The sequence below is a fragment of the Streptomyces aureoversilis genome (assembly GCF_042657885.1).
Lineage (GTDB): Bacteria > Actinomycetota > Actinomycetes > Streptomycetales > Streptomycetaceae > Streptomyces > Streptomyces aureoversilis.
The window spans coordinates 28,452-45,482 of record NZ_JBHSKJ010000034.1 but is presented as its reverse complement, the minus strand read 5'-3'; the positions used below and the strand labels follow the sequence as shown (position 1 = coordinate 45,482).

Annotated in this window: 13 protein-coding genes; 10 read left to right on the top strand and 3 right to left on the bottom strand. The window is 73.1% G+C overall.

Annotated features, from left to right (window positions below; translation table 11 throughout):
- Window positions 1-371: 371 nt before the first annotated feature.
- Together ACFPP6_RS35175 and ACFPP6_RS35170 are read right to left on the bottom strand one after the other, a co-directional pair.
- Window positions 372-1,460 (bottom strand): mechanosensitive ion channel family protein, encoded by a 1,089-nt coding sequence (locus ACFPP6_RS35175; RefSeq protein ID WP_382050894.1) that lies wholly within the window; start codon window positions 1,458-1,460, stop codon window positions 372-374.
- 300 nt (window positions 1,461-1,760) lie between these two features.
- Window positions 1,761-2,915 carry a PucR family transcriptional regulator gene (locus ACFPP6_RS35170; protein WP_382050892.1) on the bottom strand — a complete coding sequence of 385 codons (1,155 nt, stop codon included), beginning with the start codon at window positions 2,913-2,915 and terminating at the stop codon, window positions 1,761-1,763.
- 607 nt (window positions 2,916-3,522) lie between these two features.
- On the opposite strand from ACFPP6_RS35170, the gene ACFPP6_RS35165 reads away from it, so the two are divergent.
- The 9 genes from ACFPP6_RS35165 (at window position 3,523) to ACFPP6_RS35125 (ending at window position 14,133) form a co-directional block, all read left to right on the top strand.
- Window positions 3,523-4,353, top strand: a complete 831-nt coding sequence (locus ACFPP6_RS35165) for an ArsR/SmtB family transcription factor (RefSeq protein ID WP_382050890.1) — start codon at window positions 3,523-3,525, stop codon at window positions 4,351-4,353.
- A 385-nt stretch (window positions 4,354-4,738) separates the two neighbouring features.
- On the top strand, window positions 4,739-7,321 hold the full coding sequence (lanKC, locus tag ACFPP6_RS35160; protein WP_382050888.1) for a class III lanthionine synthetase LanKC: 2,583 nt from the start codon (window positions 4,739-4,741) through the stop codon (window positions 7,319-7,321).
- A gap of 18 nt (window positions 7,322-7,339) precedes the next feature.
- Window positions 7,340-7,429, top strand: coding sequence for a class III lanthipeptide (locus tag ACFPP6_RS35155; protein WP_382050886.1), 90 nt, complete (start codon window positions 7,340-7,342; stop codon window positions 7,427-7,429).
- Between the two features lie 88 nt (window positions 7,430-7,517).
- A complete protein-coding gene (locus tag ACFPP6_RS35150; RefSeq protein WP_193564165.1) occupies window positions 7,518-7,607 on the top strand; it encodes a class III lanthipeptide in 90 nt (29 codons plus the stop codon).
- A 66-nt stretch (window positions 7,608-7,673) separates the two neighbouring features.
- Window positions 7,674-7,763 (top strand): class III lanthipeptide, encoded by a 90-nt coding sequence (locus ACFPP6_RS35145; protein WP_382050884.1) that lies wholly within the window; start codon window positions 7,674-7,676, stop codon window positions 7,761-7,763.
- A 158-nt stretch (window positions 7,764-7,921) separates the two neighbouring features.
- Window positions 7,922-9,844 carry an FtsX-like permease family protein gene (locus ACFPP6_RS35140; protein ID WP_382050882.1) on the top strand — a complete coding sequence of 641 codons (1,923 nt, stop codon included), beginning with the start codon at window positions 7,922-7,924 and terminating at the stop codon, window positions 9,842-9,844.
- Window positions 9,841-11,157 (top strand): MFS transporter, encoded by a 1,317-nt coding sequence (locus ACFPP6_RS35135; RefSeq protein WP_382050880.1) that lies wholly within the window; start codon window positions 9,841-9,843, stop codon window positions 11,155-11,157. The genes ACFPP6_RS35140 and ACFPP6_RS35135 overlap by 4 nt, the downstream gene beginning before the upstream one ends.
- Window positions 11,150-13,345, top strand: coding sequence for a prolyl oligopeptidase family serine peptidase (locus ACFPP6_RS35130; protein ID WP_382050878.1), 2,196 nt, complete (start codon window positions 11,150-11,152; stop codon window positions 13,343-13,345). The genes ACFPP6_RS35135 and ACFPP6_RS35130 overlap by 8 nt, the downstream gene beginning before the upstream one ends.
- Window positions 13,342-14,133 carry an ABC transporter ATP-binding protein gene (locus ACFPP6_RS35125; protein ID WP_382050875.1) on the top strand — a complete coding sequence of 264 codons (792 nt, stop codon included), beginning with the start codon at window positions 13,342-13,344 and terminating at the stop codon, window positions 14,131-14,133. The genes ACFPP6_RS35130 and ACFPP6_RS35125 overlap by 4 nt, the downstream gene beginning before the upstream one ends.
- Window positions 14,134-14,351: 218 nt before the next feature.
- On the opposite strand, the gene ACFPP6_RS35120 is transcribed toward ACFPP6_RS35125, so the two are convergent.
- Window positions 14,352-15,125 (bottom strand): TetR/AcrR family transcriptional regulator, encoded by a 774-nt coding sequence (locus ACFPP6_RS35120; RefSeq protein ID WP_382050873.1) that lies wholly within the window; start codon window positions 15,123-15,125, stop codon window positions 14,352-14,354.
- Between the two features lie 61 nt (window positions 15,126-15,186).
- Between ACFPP6_RS35120 and ACFPP6_RS35115 the strand changes: the two genes are divergently transcribed.
- Window positions 15,187-16,902 (top strand): CocE/NonD family hydrolase, encoded by a 1,716-nt coding sequence (locus tag ACFPP6_RS35115; RefSeq protein WP_382050872.1) that lies wholly within the window; start codon window positions 15,187-15,189, stop codon window positions 16,900-16,902.
- The last annotated feature ends 129 nt before the right edge of the window (window positions 16,903-17,031 follow it).

Genomic DNA, 17,031 nt, shown 5'->3' with positions numbered 1-17,031 from the left:
GACGGGCATAAGCGGAGACGGTGGAGCGCATAACTGAGCTGAACCTTCCAATCGCGGATGTCGCCCGGCCCTGAAGCGGCGCAGAAATCAAGCGCCGTTTCTCGGTCGACGGCGCCCAGCGACCCCGCAATTGTTAGCGACCCCGAAAACCCCTGGCAATCACTGTGACCTACTACGCCCGTTCATCGACCACCACCCCGAAACCCGCCCGCCCCCGCAATACCGACCCCCCACCCACTACCCACCCTCGTAAGTGACCCACACCGCATGGGGGGCCTCACACGCCACCACCCCCGAAACAACACACAGCAAGCGCTAATACGCACAGCGTCAGCGGATTTCGGGGACGGCTCTCAGGACAGTCAGGGCGCTCAGGAAGCCTGGTCGAGGGACGCGCGGGGGTGCGGGATCGTGGTTTCCGTGGCCGTCTCGGTGGCCTGCTGCAGGGAGACGGTCCGTGCCGGAGCGGGGATACGGATGCCCTCGGCGCGGTAGCGCCGGTGCAGGCGCTTGATGAACTCGTGCTTAATGCGGTACTTGTCGCTGAACTCGCCGACTCCGAGGATCACCGTGAAGCCGATCCGGGAGTCCCCGAACGTGTGGAACCGTACGAGCGACTCGTGGTCGGGGACGGCGCCGTCGACGTCCTTCATCACGCTCTCGGCGACCTCGACGGTGATCCGTTCGACGCGCTCCAGGTCGCTTTCGTAGCCGACGCCCACCTGCACGGTGACGGACAGCTTCTGTTCGGGCCGGCTGAAGTTGGTCATGTTCGTGCCGGCGAGCTTGGCGTTCGGGATGATGACCAGGTTGTTGTTGAGCTGCTCGACCACCGTGATGCGCCAGTTGATGTCGCGGACGTAGCCCTCTTCGCCGCTGCTGAGCCGTATGTAGTCGCCCGGCTGGACCGTCTTCGAGACGAGGATGTGCACGCCCGCGAAGAGGTTCGCCAAGGTGTCCTTCAGGGCCAGGGCGATCGCCAGGCCGCCGACGCCGAGGGCGGTGAGCAGCGGGGCGATGGATATGCCCAGGGTTTCCAGCATGACGAGGAAGCCCATCGCCAGGACCGCGATGCGCGTGATGTTCACGAATATCGTGGCCGATCCGGCCACGCCCGATCTGGACTGTGCCATGGAGCGCACCAGTCCGCTGACGACCCGGGCGGCGGTGAACGTCGCGATGAGGACGATGACGGCCATCAACACCTCGTCGACGATGTGGCCGACCTGGCGGGTGAGCGGGAGGGCCCCGGCGGCCGCCGCCACTCCGGCCGCGACCGCGCACCCGGGGGCGAGCGTGCGCAGCACGTCGACGATGATGTCGTCGCCCTGCCAGCGGGTCCTGAGGGCGCGCACGCCGAGCCAGCGCAGGACCACCCGCAGCACGAGGGCGACGGCCAGGCCCGCCGCGACGGCGATGCCGGCGACGATGATGTCATGCAGTGTCAGATCCCGGTTCACCGGTGTCCTCCCTGCCCTGCGGAGGAGGGAGCGGCGGCGTCGTGCGCCATCGCGGGAAGCCCGGAGTAATGACCGGAGTAATGATTCGTCACCTTGTACCTGTCTGTCCCGACGGATCGTGCTCTCGCCGGGTCACGGCAGTCCTGCCCGACCCGGCGCGAGAAGTCATCCTGCACCACGCCCGTTTCACGTCTGCACGCACGGGTGGCAGTTCCGACGCTCCGTCAGCGAACCGCGCCCTGGCGGCGGAAGGCGCAGCTCACCGACGCGAGGGGGACGACGAGGGGGGATGACAAGGTGTCAGTCGTCGAGCAGCCGCCATGCGGTGAGGGCGAGCCGGGCGCGGACCAGACCGGCGGGCTCGGTGAGTCCGATGCCCAGGGTCGTTCCGATGTGGTCGAGGCGGCGGGCGACGCTGCTGTGGTGCAGGTGCAGGAGGTCGGCCGCCCGGCGCAGGGATCCGGTGCTGCAGTAGGCGTCGAGCGTCTCCAGGTCGTCCGGGCTTCCGGCCATGCGGGCGATCGCGGCCACGTCGGCGTTGTCCCGGGAGAGGTCCTGGGGTATCTCGGCGAGCAGGGCGAGGGCGCCGAGTCCGTCGTAGTGCACGACGGGTTCGCGCGGACTGGCGAAGCGGAGGGCGGTACGGGCCTGCCGCCACGACCGGGCCGGGCAGCCGGCGGTGCCGATACCCGCGCGTACGCCTGCCGGAAGCCGGTCCGCGGCAATCGCCGGCGCCAGGATGACACCCACTCCGGCGACCTCCGCCGCCTTCACCGGACGGGTCGCGCAGATGGATCCGCCCACGTGGTCGAGTGGGATCTCCGACCGCACGGCGGCCACCCGGACCGGAAGCCCGGCGGAGAACCCCATGAGCCGCAGCGCGCGGGCTCTGGCGGCCTCGTCGCTGTCGGGACTGATCACGAGTTCCACCAGGGCGGGGTCGGCCATGGTGGTGAAGGCCGGGCCGTGGCGCTCGACGGCCGCGGCGACGGCGATGGCGAGCCGGTCCAGCAGCAGGTCGTCGAACGGGCCGGGCGGGCCGGGACGCTCCAGCCACACGGCACCGATCTCTTCCTCGTCCAGCGTGATCGGCACCGTCATGGACCCGTGCGCGGTAGATCCGTTCCCGGAGAGCCCGTGCGCGGTGGGCCCGTGCGCGGTGGGCCCATTCCTGGAAGTCCCGTTCCTGGAGGTCCCATGCACGGAAGGCTCGTACCCGGTGGGCGCGTGCAGGTCCGGGGCGGGAGCCTCCCGGCCGTCGGGGCCGATGCGGATCGCGCGCCCCGTGCCGAAGAGCCGGATCCCCGTCACGCACTCGGCGAGGCCCGCCGAAGCCCGGGCGAGCGCCGGAAGGTCCACCCGGCGGCGCATCAGCGTGTCGTAGAACATGACGACGCGGATGGCATCCCCCGCTTCCGCATCCAGCTGCGACAACCGTACGAACAGTGCCTCCATGAGCAGGAGGGTAGCTGCGCCGGGCGGCCGGCAACCGCGCCGTTCGTCGCGCGGGCGGGGCCGATCGCCCGCCGGGCGGCGGCCGACCGAGGGCTGACCGGGGGCCGGTCGACCGGACGGACGGAGGGACGCGCTGGACAGCGGGCGAACGGGTGCGCAAGCGGCGGCAGGAGGTCACCGTGTCGACTTCCGGTGCCCGTCTGCTGAGGTGACGGACTCGATTATCCATCCCCCGCCCGGCCCGGGAGCCGGGAACCATGCACATCAGCATTGGCCAACGCTCCGTCCGCCGGCACCGGGACGTCGCCGCGCATCCAGGCGGAGCCGATCGCTGCGGGGGCCGCTCTTCATGTATCGCATCATTCTGTCGGTCGACGACCTGGCACGCGTGAGGATCAGTGAATCGGATCTCCTGTCCATGGAGGCCTTGTTCGCCTTGGAGGCGCTCCGGGAAGGCCGCGGAGAGGGCTTTCGCGCATGGCGGCAAGGGGTGTGCGGGGGCGGCCGCCGGGCCGATCCGAGAATGGAGCGGGTCGCGACGCTGATCCGGGTTCCGGGCGGTCCGGGAAGGCTGCTGGAATTGTGTACCGGCGGGGGACGCCACACGATGGTTCCCCCGAACGGAGCCGGGGTTCCCGCCATATCCGTGCATTCCGCGGTCCAGGACTTCCAGCAGATGGCCGTCGCACCGCACTGGGGGCGGATCCGCGCCTATCTCGGCGAGGTCCGGGACACCCTGCGGGACATCATGTGCCGTGACGGCGTGGAAGTGCTGCTGGACTCGCTGGGTCCGGGAATCCGCTGGAACGCACCAGCCTTGGAGATCGCGGGCGTACGTTCCGGAGAGAGGGAGCTGGACGGCAGCGGGCTGGTGCTGGCTCCGTCCTTGTTCCTGCAGCGCGCAGGGCATGTGCTCCCGCCGGCTCGGCAGGGCCCGCACCGTGCCCCCGTCCTGGTGTTTCCCGACCGCCCGGGGCCGGAGGAGCTGACGCGGCTGCTGGACGGCGGACGGGCGACCGGCCCGCAGTGCGGGCCGGACAGCCTCGCCGCCCTGGTCGGGCGGACCAGAGCGGCCGCACTGCGCGCGCTGCGCGAGGGCTGCACCAACGCCGAGCTGGCCGAACGGCTGGGCGTGTCCGCGGCCGCGGTGAGTCAGCACATGGCCGTCCTGCGGGCCGCCGGCCTGGTCTCGACGCGTCGCAACCGCAGCCATGCGATCCACACCGTCACCCGTCTCGGCCACCTCCTGTTGCGGGGCGAGGCGGCGGAGCGGCGCCCTGCCGAGCAGCATCCGGCCGAGCGGCACCCGGCTGAGCTGCACCCGGCTGAGCTGCACCCGGCTGAGCTGCACCCGGCAGAACCGGCGTTGCACGGGGCGGCGTTGCCGCAGCTCCGGGAGGACAGACGGGCGCCCGCGGCAGCAGCGGTGGCACTGTGACGACCCGGCTCCCGGCCGCCGGCGTTCCCCGACTGCTCGGCGCACGCGTGCGTTGCGGATACCGCGCGCCGGTCCGGCCGAGCACCCGCAACTCTCCGGCATTCGCCGGAAATTGCTTGACGATTCGGATCCGGACTGCCCGCCCCACGCATTACCGGATGGTAGATCTCCGGTTAAGCGTGGACTTACGCCGATTGCCGGGCGATGGCGAGCGGGTGGAGGATTCTCGTAGCGGAACGGAAAAGCGTTCCACTCACCGGTCGCACCGGGGGCAGCGCTCCGGCAACCGGTATCCAGTGACCAGTAACCAGTAATCCCAGTAAGCCTTTTCAGACATTGACGACGACATAAGAAGATGTCGCCTGCAGCACGGCGGGAGGGCACCATGGATCCGAGATACGAGGCGTACACCATCGCAGATTCCACGTGGTACGAGCCGCTGGACCGCTGCCAGGACTCGGATTCCCTGTTCTCCCTCTCCGTACGGGAACTCCCGGCGGAATGGCGGCGGGAACACCAGGGCGTATGGGAATTCCTGACGCCCGGTGACGCCGCAGAGCTGCCGGAGCAGGGCTGGAAGATCCACGTGAGTGCGACGCCCGGCGCCGCCGAGGAGACGATAGAAGCGGCCTGGGACGTCTGCCGGCGGCTGGGGCTGCCGTGGAAGTTCCTGCGCAGCCGGCAGATCGTCGCCGCGATGAACACCAAGTACGCCCACCGGGCCGCAAGCGGCAAGGCCGTGACCGTCTACCCCCGGACCACGGACGAGCTGCGCACGGCTCTGGAGGAGCTCGGGACGGCGATGCGCGGGCGGCCCGGGCCGTACGTACTGTCCGACCGGCGCTGGGACGACGGCCCGGTGTCGGTCCGCTACGGAGCCTTCACGCTGATGTGGTGCGAACTCGCCGACGGCACCCGCGTCCCCGCGATGCGCACGCCTCAGGGGCAGCTCGTGCCCGACCCCCGCCGCCCGGTCTTCACCGTCCCTCCGTGGGCGGGCGTCCCGGACTTCCTCGCGGAGCAGCCGGCGGCCGGCGGAGCGTCGGCCTCGCTCGGCGGCTACGAGGTCCGCAAGGCGCTCCACTTCTCCAACGGCGGGGGCGTGTACCTCGCGGCCGACGGCAACGGCGGGCAGGTCGTCCTCAAGGAGGCCCGGCCGCACGCCGGCCTCGACGCCAACGGCCTGGACGCGGTCGCGAGACTGCGCACCGAGGACGCGGTCCTCGGCAGACTCGGGCACCTGCCGTTCGTCCCGCGCCGGTACGGCTCCTTCACGGCCTGGGAACACCACTACCTCGCCATGGAGTACGTCGAAGGGGAGACCGTCAGCGCCTGGCTGGGGCGCGAGCACCCGCTCACCCGCCACCGGCCCACCGCGGCGGCCCGCAACCGCTTCGCCGCCTCCGTCGTCGAGCGGATGGCACGGGTCGCGGAATGCGTACGGGCGCTGCACGAGGCCGGAGTGGCCTTCGGCGACCTCCACCACCGCAACATCCTGATCCGGCCCGACGGCACCGTGGCGCTCGTGGACTTCGAGCTCGCCGCCCCGCTCGACTCGGTCCGCAGTGCCGCGCTGGGGGCGCCCGGCTTCGCCGACCCCGCCCTCACCGATCCGCGCGAGGCGGACCTGTTCGCCCTGGGCTGCTGTCAGCTCGCCGCCCTCGTCCCCCTCACCGTGCTGACCTTGCGCAACCCTCGCGTCGTAGCCTCATTGATCGAGCTGGCCCGCGCTTCCTTCCCCTCCCTGCCGGCGGAGTTCATCCGGCAGATGACCGAACGCCTGGCGCTGTCGCCCACGCTGCGCCCCCACTTGCCACCTTCCGGAACGCCCAGCGGTATCGTCGCCGACCCACCGCACCCGACCGCGCCGACCGCTCCAACCGCGGAAACGTTGCTGCGAGGCATCTCCCGCTCGGCCGACCCCGGCCGTAAGGACCGGCGCCACCCCTGCGACGTGGCCGGGTACCGTCCGGGCGCCTCACTGGGGCTCGCGCACGGCACGCCGGGCGTGCTGTGGGCACAGCACGCCGCCGGAAGCACAGTCTCCGGGGAGGACGTCGAGTGGCTGGCCGATGCCGTGCGCCGGGCTCACCTGGACGCGCCGCCCGGTCTCTACGACGGGCTGGCAGGTGCCGCGTGGCTCCTGCACCGGCTGGGGCACCCGCAGGCCGCGAACCTGGTCGACCGCCTCCTGGCCGGCCCCCTGCCCGCCTCACCGGGCCTGTTCGGCGGCCTGACCGGAATCGCCCACCTCTTCCTGGACGTCGGGCTGAAGGACGAAGCGCTCGCCCTCGCCCTGCGGGTACGTGAGCAGGTGGGGGTCAAGGGACTGCTGGACCGGCCGGGGCTGATGTACGGCTGGTCGGGGCCGGCGGTGCTGTTGGCCCGCTGCGCGGAAGTGACCGGGGACCTGCAATGGGCGGCGGCGGCCGAACGCGCCGTACGCTGCGACCTGGTGCACGCCCGCGACGTGGACGGCATGCTGCAGATGCACAGTTCGAGCCGGCTGCTGCCCTACCTGGCGGAAGGCTCCGCCGGCGTCGCGATGGCCGCCCTCGCGCTTCCCCCGCCCCAGGCGGCCGCGGTCGGTGCCGACGGCATCGTGGCCGGCGCCGCCCGGGCCGGCGCGGTGGAAGTCGTCCTGCAGGGCGGCCTGTTCAACGGCCGCTCCGGGCTGGCGTACCTGCTCTCCCACACCCCGGCCCGTACGGGGCGGTGGCGAGCAGAGCTGGACCGCCATCTGCACGCCCTTTCCCTGCACTTGGCGCCGTACGAGGACGCTCACGTCCTGCACGGCGACCAGCTGGTCCGTCTCTCGACGGACCTGGCGACCGGCTCCGCCGGCGCGGTGATCGCGCTCGTCGCCGCCCAGAACCCCGGCAGCCGTCTGCTCCCCGGCGCTCACCCCACCTGCGGGTGGCCGCCCGCCGGGAGCGACGCTCCGGCCCACCCGGCCCCTCAAACCTGAGAGAGGAGGTGAGAAGACATGCAGAACGTTCTCGCCCTGCAGGAGCTCGACGAGGAGACCGTCCTCGACGCTCCCCTGAGCTCGGTCAGCGTCGTCGTGTGCCACTGACGCTCCGGCCGGCGCAGACAGGACCGGACCTCTCCCACCACACCACCACACCACCGCAGCACCACACCCCTGAAGGAGGTGTACGGACATGCTGAACATTCTGGCCCTGCAGGAGCTCGACGAGGAGACGATCGTCGACGCCCCCATCAGCACCATCAGCCTCGGCGGCTGCCACTGAAAGGCCGCCCCGGCGCAGACCGGGACCGCCCCTTCCCCACCGCACCCCTGAAGGAGGTGACAAGGAATGCCGAACGTTCTCGCCCTGCAGGAGCTCGACGAGGAGACTGTCCTCGACGCTCCTCTGAGCTCCGTCAGCGTCGTCGTGTGCCACTGACGCTTCGTCACAAGCGGTCGCACCGGCCGTAAATGAGCGCGGGGAGGCCACAATGTGGGTGGCCTCCCCTGCGCTGCTTCCAGCTTACGCACTGTGGAGGGCAGAAGACAGTGTCCGAGGCGTCCCGACCCTCTCGCCCCCTCGCCGGACCGATGCGAATGCGCCGTCTCTTCCTCGCCGAAGCGCGCGCCTACCCCGGCCGCCTGGCCGGAGCCGCGGTGGCCTGCGCCATGACGGCGGCGGGAGTGGGCGCCTGCACGCTGCTCCTGATCGGTGCGGGCCGGGCGGACTTCCCCGCCCGCTCCGTGGCGGCGGCCCAGGCCCAGGACGCCCGCGACCTGCTCTCCCTGCTGCTGTCCATGCTGCTGATGTGTGCCGTGCTGGTGATCGGCTCGACCGTGTCGCTGTGGACGGGGCAGCGGCTCGGGCAGTTCGCCGTCCTGCGCGCGCTCGGCGTCACAGCCGGGCGGCTGCGGCGCCTGGTCGCCGGTGACGTGGCCCGGCTCGCGGTCGCCGCGGCCGCCGTGGGAGCCCTCGGCATGCTGCCCCTGGCGCACGCGGGACGACGCCTTCTGGTGAACCGCGACCTCTTCCCCGAAGCGGCCTCCCTGCCCTCCTCGGGCCAGGTGTGGGGCACGGCCGTAGGCGTGTGCATCGCCACCGGGGCCGTGGCCGTCCTGGCCGCGATGGCCAGCGTCTTCGCCGCCGGGCGCGTCAGTCCCGGCGCGCTCATGAAGGACACGGAAGGGTCCCTGGCGTCCCGCCGCGGCCGGGCACGGCTGCTGACCGGCCTGACCATGGCCGTGATGCTGTGCGTTCCGCTGCTGTACGTCATGGCCTTCACCCAGCTCCCCTCAACGGTGCGGGCTGCCGTCGCCCCCGGCCTCGCCCTGGTGCTCATCCCCACGCTCGCCGTCCTCGCGCCGTGGATCGTGCCCCTGCTGACCCGGCCGGTGTGCGCCGTCCTGCGGATCGCGGACCGGCGGGTGGGACGGATCGCCGCCGCCGGACTGCGGGCGGCTCCCGCGCGGACGACGGCCATGGCGGTGCCCGTCCTGCTCGCGGTGGGGATCGCCGTCTGCCTGCTGGGCACCGGCGCCACCATGGGAGAGGCCGTCGCGCGCCAGACGGGCGACGGGCTCCGTGCCGACGGCGTGGTGACCGCCCGCCCCGGGCACCGCCTTCCCGTACAGCCCGCCGCGTCCTCCGGCGGCCCCGGAGCTCTCTCCGGCGTGACCGCCACGGTGCTGGTGTCCACGCGGATCACCGCACCTCCCACGTCCTTCGACGACCAGCCCTCCCCCGTGGACGCCTGGGGGGCCGACGGTTCCGCGCTCGTGAAGTCCCTGGACCTCAAGGAACGCGAAGGCCGGCTGTCGGAGCTGCGGGAGGGGGCCTTCGCCGCCGGCGTCAGCCAGGCCGAGGCCCACCACTGGAAACTCGGCCAGAAGGTCCGGCTCGCCCTGGCGGACGGGTCCCGCCCCGAGCTGACCCTCGTCGCCGTCTACGAACGCGACCTCGCCTTCCCGGCGTTCGTCATCGCCCGCACCACGGCCCTGCAGCACACCCGGGAACCGTACGCCGACCGCATCCTGCTCAGCGGTGCGTACCGCTCCTGGCCGAAGGAAGCCGGTCAGACCGTCGCCTCCCGCGCGCAGTACCTCGACGACCTCAAGCCCCGCAACCCCGCCGACGACCTCGCCTCACGCCTGATCGTCTCCGTCGTCAGCGGCTACGCGCTGCTGGCCGCGGCCAACACCGCGTCCCTGGCCCAGCGCGACCGCCGCGCCCAGCGCGCCCACTTGCGCGCCCTCGGGCTGGGCAGAGGCCAGCTGCTGCGCTGCGTGCTCTACGAAGCGTTCGGCGCGGCCGCCGTCGGGGCGGCGCTGGCGGCCGCCACGGCACTCGCCTGCCTGGTCCCCTTCGCCGCCTCCCTGGGCACCGGGGCGCTGCCCGCCCTGGACGTGCCCTGGACCGCCGCGGTCCTGGCCGCCGCCGTCCTGGCGGTCGCCCTGCCCTCGGTGATGACCGCCCACCCGATGTCCACCGTCCGGCAACAGTTCGCAAGGAGAGCGGCGTGAAGCAGCCGAAGCAGAAGCTGGGCAGGCGGTTCTGGCTGCTGTTCAGCGGGGAGGCCGCCTCCGCCGTGGGCACGGCGGCCTCGGTCATCGCCCTGCCCATGGTCGCCTACCAGGTGAGCGGCGACGTCCGGCACGCCGGATTCACCAGTACCGCGCTGTCCCTGGGGATCGTGGCGGCCCGGCTGCCCGCCGGGGTGCTCGCCGACCGCTACGAACGCCGGACGCTCCTCCTCCTGGGCAACGCCGTCGGCGCCCTGGTGCTGGGCACCCTGGCCGTGCTCCGCGCGGCGGGCTCCGTCCACCCGGGCGCGCTCCTGGCAGCCGCCTTCCTCCTCGGCGCCGTGGGCAGCACCCTGGCCCCCGTCGAGAACGTGGCCGTACGCACCTTCGTCCAGGCCGACCTCCTGCCCCGCGCCCTCGCCCTGATCCAGAGCCGCGCCGCACTCGCGCTGATCGTCGGCCCCCTCGTGGCGGGCGTGCTGCTCAAGGCCAACGCCGCCTGGGTCTTCGCCGCCGACGCCCTGACCTACCTCGCCGCGGCCTGCTGCGCCTTCCTCCTGCCCGCCAAAGCGGGCCCCACCGGCAAGCAGCAGCCGGCTCTCCGGGCCGTCACCGAAGGCCTGCGCTTCCTGTGGCGGTCCCCCTTCCTGCGCTACGGCGCGCTCAACGCCACCGTCCTCAACCTCGTCTTCAACGGCCTGCTGATCGTCGTCATCGCCTCCTGCGACAGGAGCGGCGCGGGCTCGGTGGCCGTGGGCGTGCAGACCGCCTGCTTCGGTGCGGGCGCGGTGGCCGGATCCCTGATCGCCGCCCCGGTGGCGCGCAGACTCCCCGCAGGCCGGGGCATCGCCCTGGCCACCGCCGTCATCGCCCTCGCCCTGCTCGGCTTCGCCACGGTCCGCAGCACGTGGGGCGCGGCCCTCATGCTGGCGATCGCCACCGCCGGCGGGCCCGTGATCACGGTGGTGCTCTCCTCGATGCAGATGCGCATCACGCCGCCCCAGCTGCAAGGGCGCGTCCACAGTGCCAGCGGCTTCCTCTCCCAGGCCGTCGCCCCGCTCGGGCCCACGCTCGCCGGTGCGAGCGCGCACGCCTTCGGCCTGGGGCCGACGGTCACGACAGCGGCCGCCCTGGTCGTCCTCCTGGCCGTGGTGGGCTGGTTCACCACCGCCCGCCGTACGGTGACGGCGGAGGCGCAGCAGTCTCTGGACGCGCAGGGGTCCACGGACGCGCGGGAGGCCCGCGCCGGGGAGGTTCCGGCGGTGCAAGCTGCAGCGGCGGAAGCTCCGGCGGTGGAGGCGAGCCGTGGCTGACGGCGTACCGGCGGCGGGTGACGCTGCCCGGCCGGACGGGCGGACCGGTGAACCGGCCGATCCCTTCCGCTGGCTGGAGGAGGACTCGTCGCGCACGCGCGCGTGGCTGACGGCACAGCAGCGCCTGCTCGAAGCCCACCGGGAACGCACCGACGACCACGCCTGGCAGTCGCTGCTGCGAAGGATCGAGACCGCCACCGCGGGCCGCCTCCTGAGCCCACCGGTGGAAGCCGGAGGGGTGCTGTTCCGGCAGGTGCTGAGCGCCTCCGGCAGCGAGCTCCTCACCGCGACCGACCCGCACGGCCGCACCCGCACCCTCCTGGACACCGGCGACCGCCCCTCCCCCACCAGGACGGCGGGCCTGCACCCCGACCCCCACGGCCGCGCCCTGCTCGTCCAGCTCCACCACGACGGGCACGAGAACGGCGGCCTGCACCTGATCCCCACCGACGGCACCGCACCCGCGGCGTACCTTCCCGACGCCTCACCCCACCCCGCCGTGGCCTACGCCGGCGACCTCCTGCTCTACAGCGCCGGCACCCGTACCGAACACGCCCTGCACGCCCGCCCCTTACGCGACGACCCGGCCCGGAGCGCGGCCCGGCATCCGTACCGGACCGTGGAACTTCCCGTCCCCGGACCGGTGAGGATCTCCTTGCACCGCGGACCCGGCGGCCACCTGCTGCTGCGCACCCGGGCGGCGAAGGCGCCCTCGGCACAGTGGTGGTGCACCCTCTGGGACGGCCACGGCACGCCCGACTGGCAGCCCCTTCCCCTCGACGACCTCCGTATCACCGCGTTCGCTCTCGGCACGGTCCATCTCTACCTCGCCACGGGCCGGGAGGTATCGGCACTGGCCCTGCCGGACGCGGCCCGCGGGCCCGTCACAGCGCCCGCCCCGCTCCCCCGCATCGCCGGCACCGGACCGATGCCAGGAGAGGTCAAGGCCTTGCGCGTCCTGGAGCGGGGGCCGTCGCCCTGCCTGGCCGTCCTGAGCCGGCACGGCACCACCCGGCGCCTCAGCCTGCTCGGCCTGCAACCCACGCTGGGCAGGCGCGCCGAGGACGGAGTCCCCGCTGAGCGAAGTGCCGAGTCCGAGTCGGGAAGCCGGGACACCACGGTCCTGACCTGGCACGCCAGGCTGCGCATCGGGCCCTCATCGTGCGGTGGTGACGGCCGTCCCGGCGACGCGCTGTGGATCCTGGCCGACGACCCGCGGGACGGCTGCTGGAGTCACCGCCTCACCCCCGGCGCACCGCCCGTCACCCCGCCGGCAGGCCACTCCCGCCTCCGCACTTCGACCGCCGTCAGCAGCGACGGCACCTCCCTCCCCGTCACCGTCTGCGACCCGCCCTCCCCCGCCGGGACGGGCCCGGCCCCGGTCCTGGTCACCGTCTACGGCGGCTTCGGCGTCCCCCTCGAACCCTCGTGGGACCCCATCCTCGCCGCATGGCTCACCGCGGGCGGGCGCGTGGCCTGGGTGCACGCCCGGGGCGGCGGCGAGTTCGGCCCGGAGTGGGCGGCGGCGGGGCGGGGCGCGGGCAAGTCGCGCGCCGTCGACGACCTGTGCGCAGCCGCGCGCGCCCTCGTCGACCAGGGCGAGGCGGACCCGGGACGGCTCGCCGGACTGGCCGCCAGCAACGGCGGCCTGGTGCTGGCCGCGGCCGTGCTCCGCGCCCCTCGCCTCTTCTCGGCCGTCGCCTGCGCCGCGCCCCTCACCGACATGGCCCGCTACACCTCAGGGGGCGGCCTGGGCCGCCTGTGGCACGACGAGTACGGGGATCCCGCCGACCCGGCCGCGCTCGCAGCGCTCCTGGCGTACTCGCCCTACCACCACGTGCGGCAGGGCGAGTCCTACCCGGCCACGCTCCTGATCACCGGGGGCAACGACGCACGGGTCCCTCCCTGGCACGCCTGGAAACTCTGCGCCGCGCTCCAGGAGGCGGGCTCCGGCCGGCAGCCCGTCCTCCTGGACCACCAGCCGGGCACCGGCCACCTCGGGCGCAACGGCGCCGCCGCCACGGCCCTCAGCGCACGCGTCCTGGCCCTCCTCGCCACCCGCACCGGCCTCGCCGCACCCACGAGACCGGACCCGCCCTCGCCAGCCACCGACGCGAACGCGCCCTCCCCGCTCCGGGCGCTCCGGCAGCCGACCGCACCCGCACCGTCCTCGAGGAGCATCGCATGACCTGGGCACACCTGCGCCACGGCCCGGCACACCAGCACTCCGCACACCATCCGCCGGCAGCCCCGCCCGCCGCCTCCGCGGCGGACCTCACCAAGGTGTACGGCAGCGGAGCACGCCGCGTCGCTGCCCTCGACGGTGTGAGCGTGGCGTTCCAGCAGGGGCGCTTCACCGCCATCATGGGCCCGTCCGGGTCGGGCAAGTCCACGCTCATGCAGTGCCTCGCAGGGCTGGACACGCCCACGTCCGGAAGGGCCCTCATCGGCGACACCGACCTGGCCGGCCTCTCCGAGCGCCGGCTGACCCGTCTGCGCAGGGAGCGGATCGGGTTCATCTTCCAGGCGTTCCACCTCCTGCCCGCCCTGACCGTGGCGGAGAACATCACCCTGCCCCTGGCCATCACCGGCCGGCGTCCCGACCGGCAGTGGCTCGATCAAGTCGTCACCACGCTCGGCCTCACGGACCGGCTCGGACACCGTCCCGGGGAACTGTCCGGCGGGCAGCAGCAACGCGTCGCCTGCGCCCGGGCCCTCGCCGGCCGGCCCGACATCGTCTTCGCGGACGAGCCCACCGGCAACCTCGACACCCCCACCAGCGCCGAAGTCCTCTCCCTCCTCGCCCACCTGACCGACCACATGGGGCAGACCATCATCATGGTCACCCACGACCCCGCGGCCGCCGCCTACACCGACCGCGTCGTCTTCCTGGCCGACGGCCGCATCACCGACGAACTCCACCACCCGGACGCCGACCGGATCCTGGACCGGATGAAGCACTTCGACAACCTGTGACCGGGCCGCCGGCCCCGCGACGGGCCCTGCGTCACCGCCGCCCGTACCGCAACCCCGCCCGCCTCGTCGAGGAGCCGGCGCATGTCTGCCGGCGAGCGGGCCGGGTTCTGGGCTGCGTACCGCGCGATTGCTGGGTCGGCGAGCGGTTCGTGCAGCCGGGGCAGGGGCAGTCCCGGGTCTCCGGCCGCCTCGTGGCGAGGCGCCCTCAGGGTGCTGTCTCAGCCGGTGTCCGCATCCGTGTCGAGTCCGTCGATGAGACGGTCGAGGAAACGGGTGAAGGTGGCCTCGGGGGTGAGGGGCCGTCCGGGCGCGGCGAGGGCTTCCGCGAGCTCGGGGTGGTGGCCGTCCGCGACGACGGCGGCGAGGTAGCGGGCTTCGGCTGCGGCCCGGTCCGGTGACTGCGCGGTCGCGGCCTGCGCGATCTCGTGGGCGACGTGCGCGGCGACGAATCCGGTGAGCTGGGCGAAGACCTCCAGCTTCGCGGCGCCGTCCAGCCCGGTCGGCCGCAGGGCGGCGAGTGCGCGCTCCAGGAAGGCCAGCGTGCGGGGGCCGAGGGAACGGCGGGAGGACAGCGCGGCGGGGAGCCAGGGGTGCCGGAGCATGAGGGCGCGCTGCAGGTGGCCGATGGCCTTGAGGTCGGTGCGCCAGTCCCCGGTGAGGGGATCCGTGGCCGGGAGCTCACCGCTGACGTGGTCGACCATCAGTTCCAGCAGCGTCTCCTTGTCGGGGGCGTAGTTGTAGAGCGACATGACGCCGGCTCCGACCTGGGCGGCGACACGCCGCATGGTGACCGCTTCCAGCCCTTCGGCGTCCGCCAGGGCGACGGCCGCGGTCGTGATCGCCTGGCGGCTGAAGGCCGGTTTGCGCCCCCTGCCGGACCGGACGGGACTCAGCCAGAGCTGCTGCGGGTCGACTCCGGCGGCGCCGTCGCCGTCTCCACGGGTCACGTTCTCCTCGCCCCTCTCCTCACCGCTGCGACTTGCGGAAACCATCCAAGCACCCCCTATTCTCGTACACTGTACGTAAATGATGGAGGGGAACACGATGACGCCGATGACACCGCATGCGCACGATGCCGCGCCCAGGACCGCCTGGGCCGCACCGTCCGGGAAGCCGCCGCTCAGCTCCCGGCTGATGAGGGCGACATGGCGCGGCCTGCCGGCCGCACAGCACGAGGTCGGCTGGGAACCGGGCCTCTCGGTCCCCGCCGCGGACGGCAGCCCCCTGCGCACCGACCACTACTTCCCCCGCACGGAGGGCGACTTCCCCACCCTGCTCGTGCGTTCGCCCTACGGCAGGGGACTGCCGTGGTCACCGATGTACGGGATGCTCTTCGCCGAACAGGGCTTCCACGTGGTCCTGCAGAGCTGCCGCGGCACCGGCGGCTCGGGCGGCCGGTTCGACCTGTGGCGCAACGAGGCCGCCGACGGCCGGGCCGCGGTGTCCTGGCTGCGGCAACAGCCCTGGTTCACCGGAACCCTGGGCACCGTCGGACCCAGCTACCTCGGTTACGTGCAGTGGGCCCTCGCCCTGGACCCGCCGCCGGAGCTCAAGGCGATGGTGGTCCAGGTCGGCCTGCACGACCCCTACGCCCTCTTCCACGCGGACGGCGCGCTCCGCCTGGAGAACGCCCTCACCGTCGGCGCCGGCATGACGTACCAGCACCGGGGGATCGTCCCCTTCGTAAGGGCGGTACTGCGCCTGCAGCGGAGCCTGCGCAAGATCGCCGCCGCGCGGCCGCTGCGCGGGGCGCACGTGCCCGCCCTCGGAGAAGTGCCCTGGCTCGACGACGTGATGACGCACCCGGACGCCGGCGACCCGTACTGGGACGGCGCGTCCCTGGGCGAGGCCGCGGAGCGGCTGAGCGTGCCCACCGGCCTGATCACCGGATGGCACGACGCCCTGGCCGACCAGACCTTCGAGCAGTACGCGCGGCTGCGCCGGGCCGGATGCCGGACCTCCCTGCTGGTCGGCCCCTGGACCCACACCTCCGCGCTCCAGCAGGGATGGTCCGAGGTCTTCTCCGAGAGCCTCGCCTGGCTGCGCGCGCACCTGTGCGACGACCCCGCCGGCCTGCGCTCCGCACCCGTGCGCGTACATCTCGGCGGCGACGACACGTGGCGGGACCTCGACGACTGGCCGCCGGCACCGGCCATGACGACGGCCTGGTTCCCCGCCGCGAACGGGGATCTCACCCGGGATGCCGCCCGCCGGGTCTCCGGGGAATCCGCACCACTGAGGACGTTCCGCTACGACCCCGCCGACCCCACTCCCTCCCTGGGCGGGCCCCTGCTCTCCCGCGGCGGCGGCTCCCGCGACAACAAGGCGCTGGAAGCGCGGGAGGACGTCGTGACGTTCACCAGCGCGCCGCTGACCGGGCCCGTCGACGTCCTCGGCCCGGTCTCCGCGCGGCTGCGCGTCTCCACGGACACCGGCTACGCCGACGTCTTCGCCCGCCTCTGCGACGTGGACGCGCAGGGCCGTTCCCTCAACGTCTGCGACGGGCTGGTTCCCCTGCGGACCGCCGGGCAGGACCTCACGGAGGTCACCGTGCCGATGAGCTCGACCGCCCACCGCTTCGCCGCCGGTCACCGCATCCGCCTCCAGATCAGCGGAGGCGCGCACCCGCGCTTCGCCCGCAACCCCGGCACCGGGGAACCGCCGGCCGAGGCCACGGGGCTCACGCCGGTCCGCATCACGCTGCACGCGGGCTCGGCGCTGGTACTTCCTGGGGCGGGCGACGTTCGCGGCCCGTCAGCGGACGGATAGCCGGAACGCTGCGCTTGGGGCGGCCGCAGGAACGGTAGCCGTCCGCGCCGGGCGGTGGGTGGCGAGCGGTGAGCAGTGAGCAGTGACCGGTGAGCGGTCAGCAGTCAGCAGTCAGCAGTCAGCAGTCAG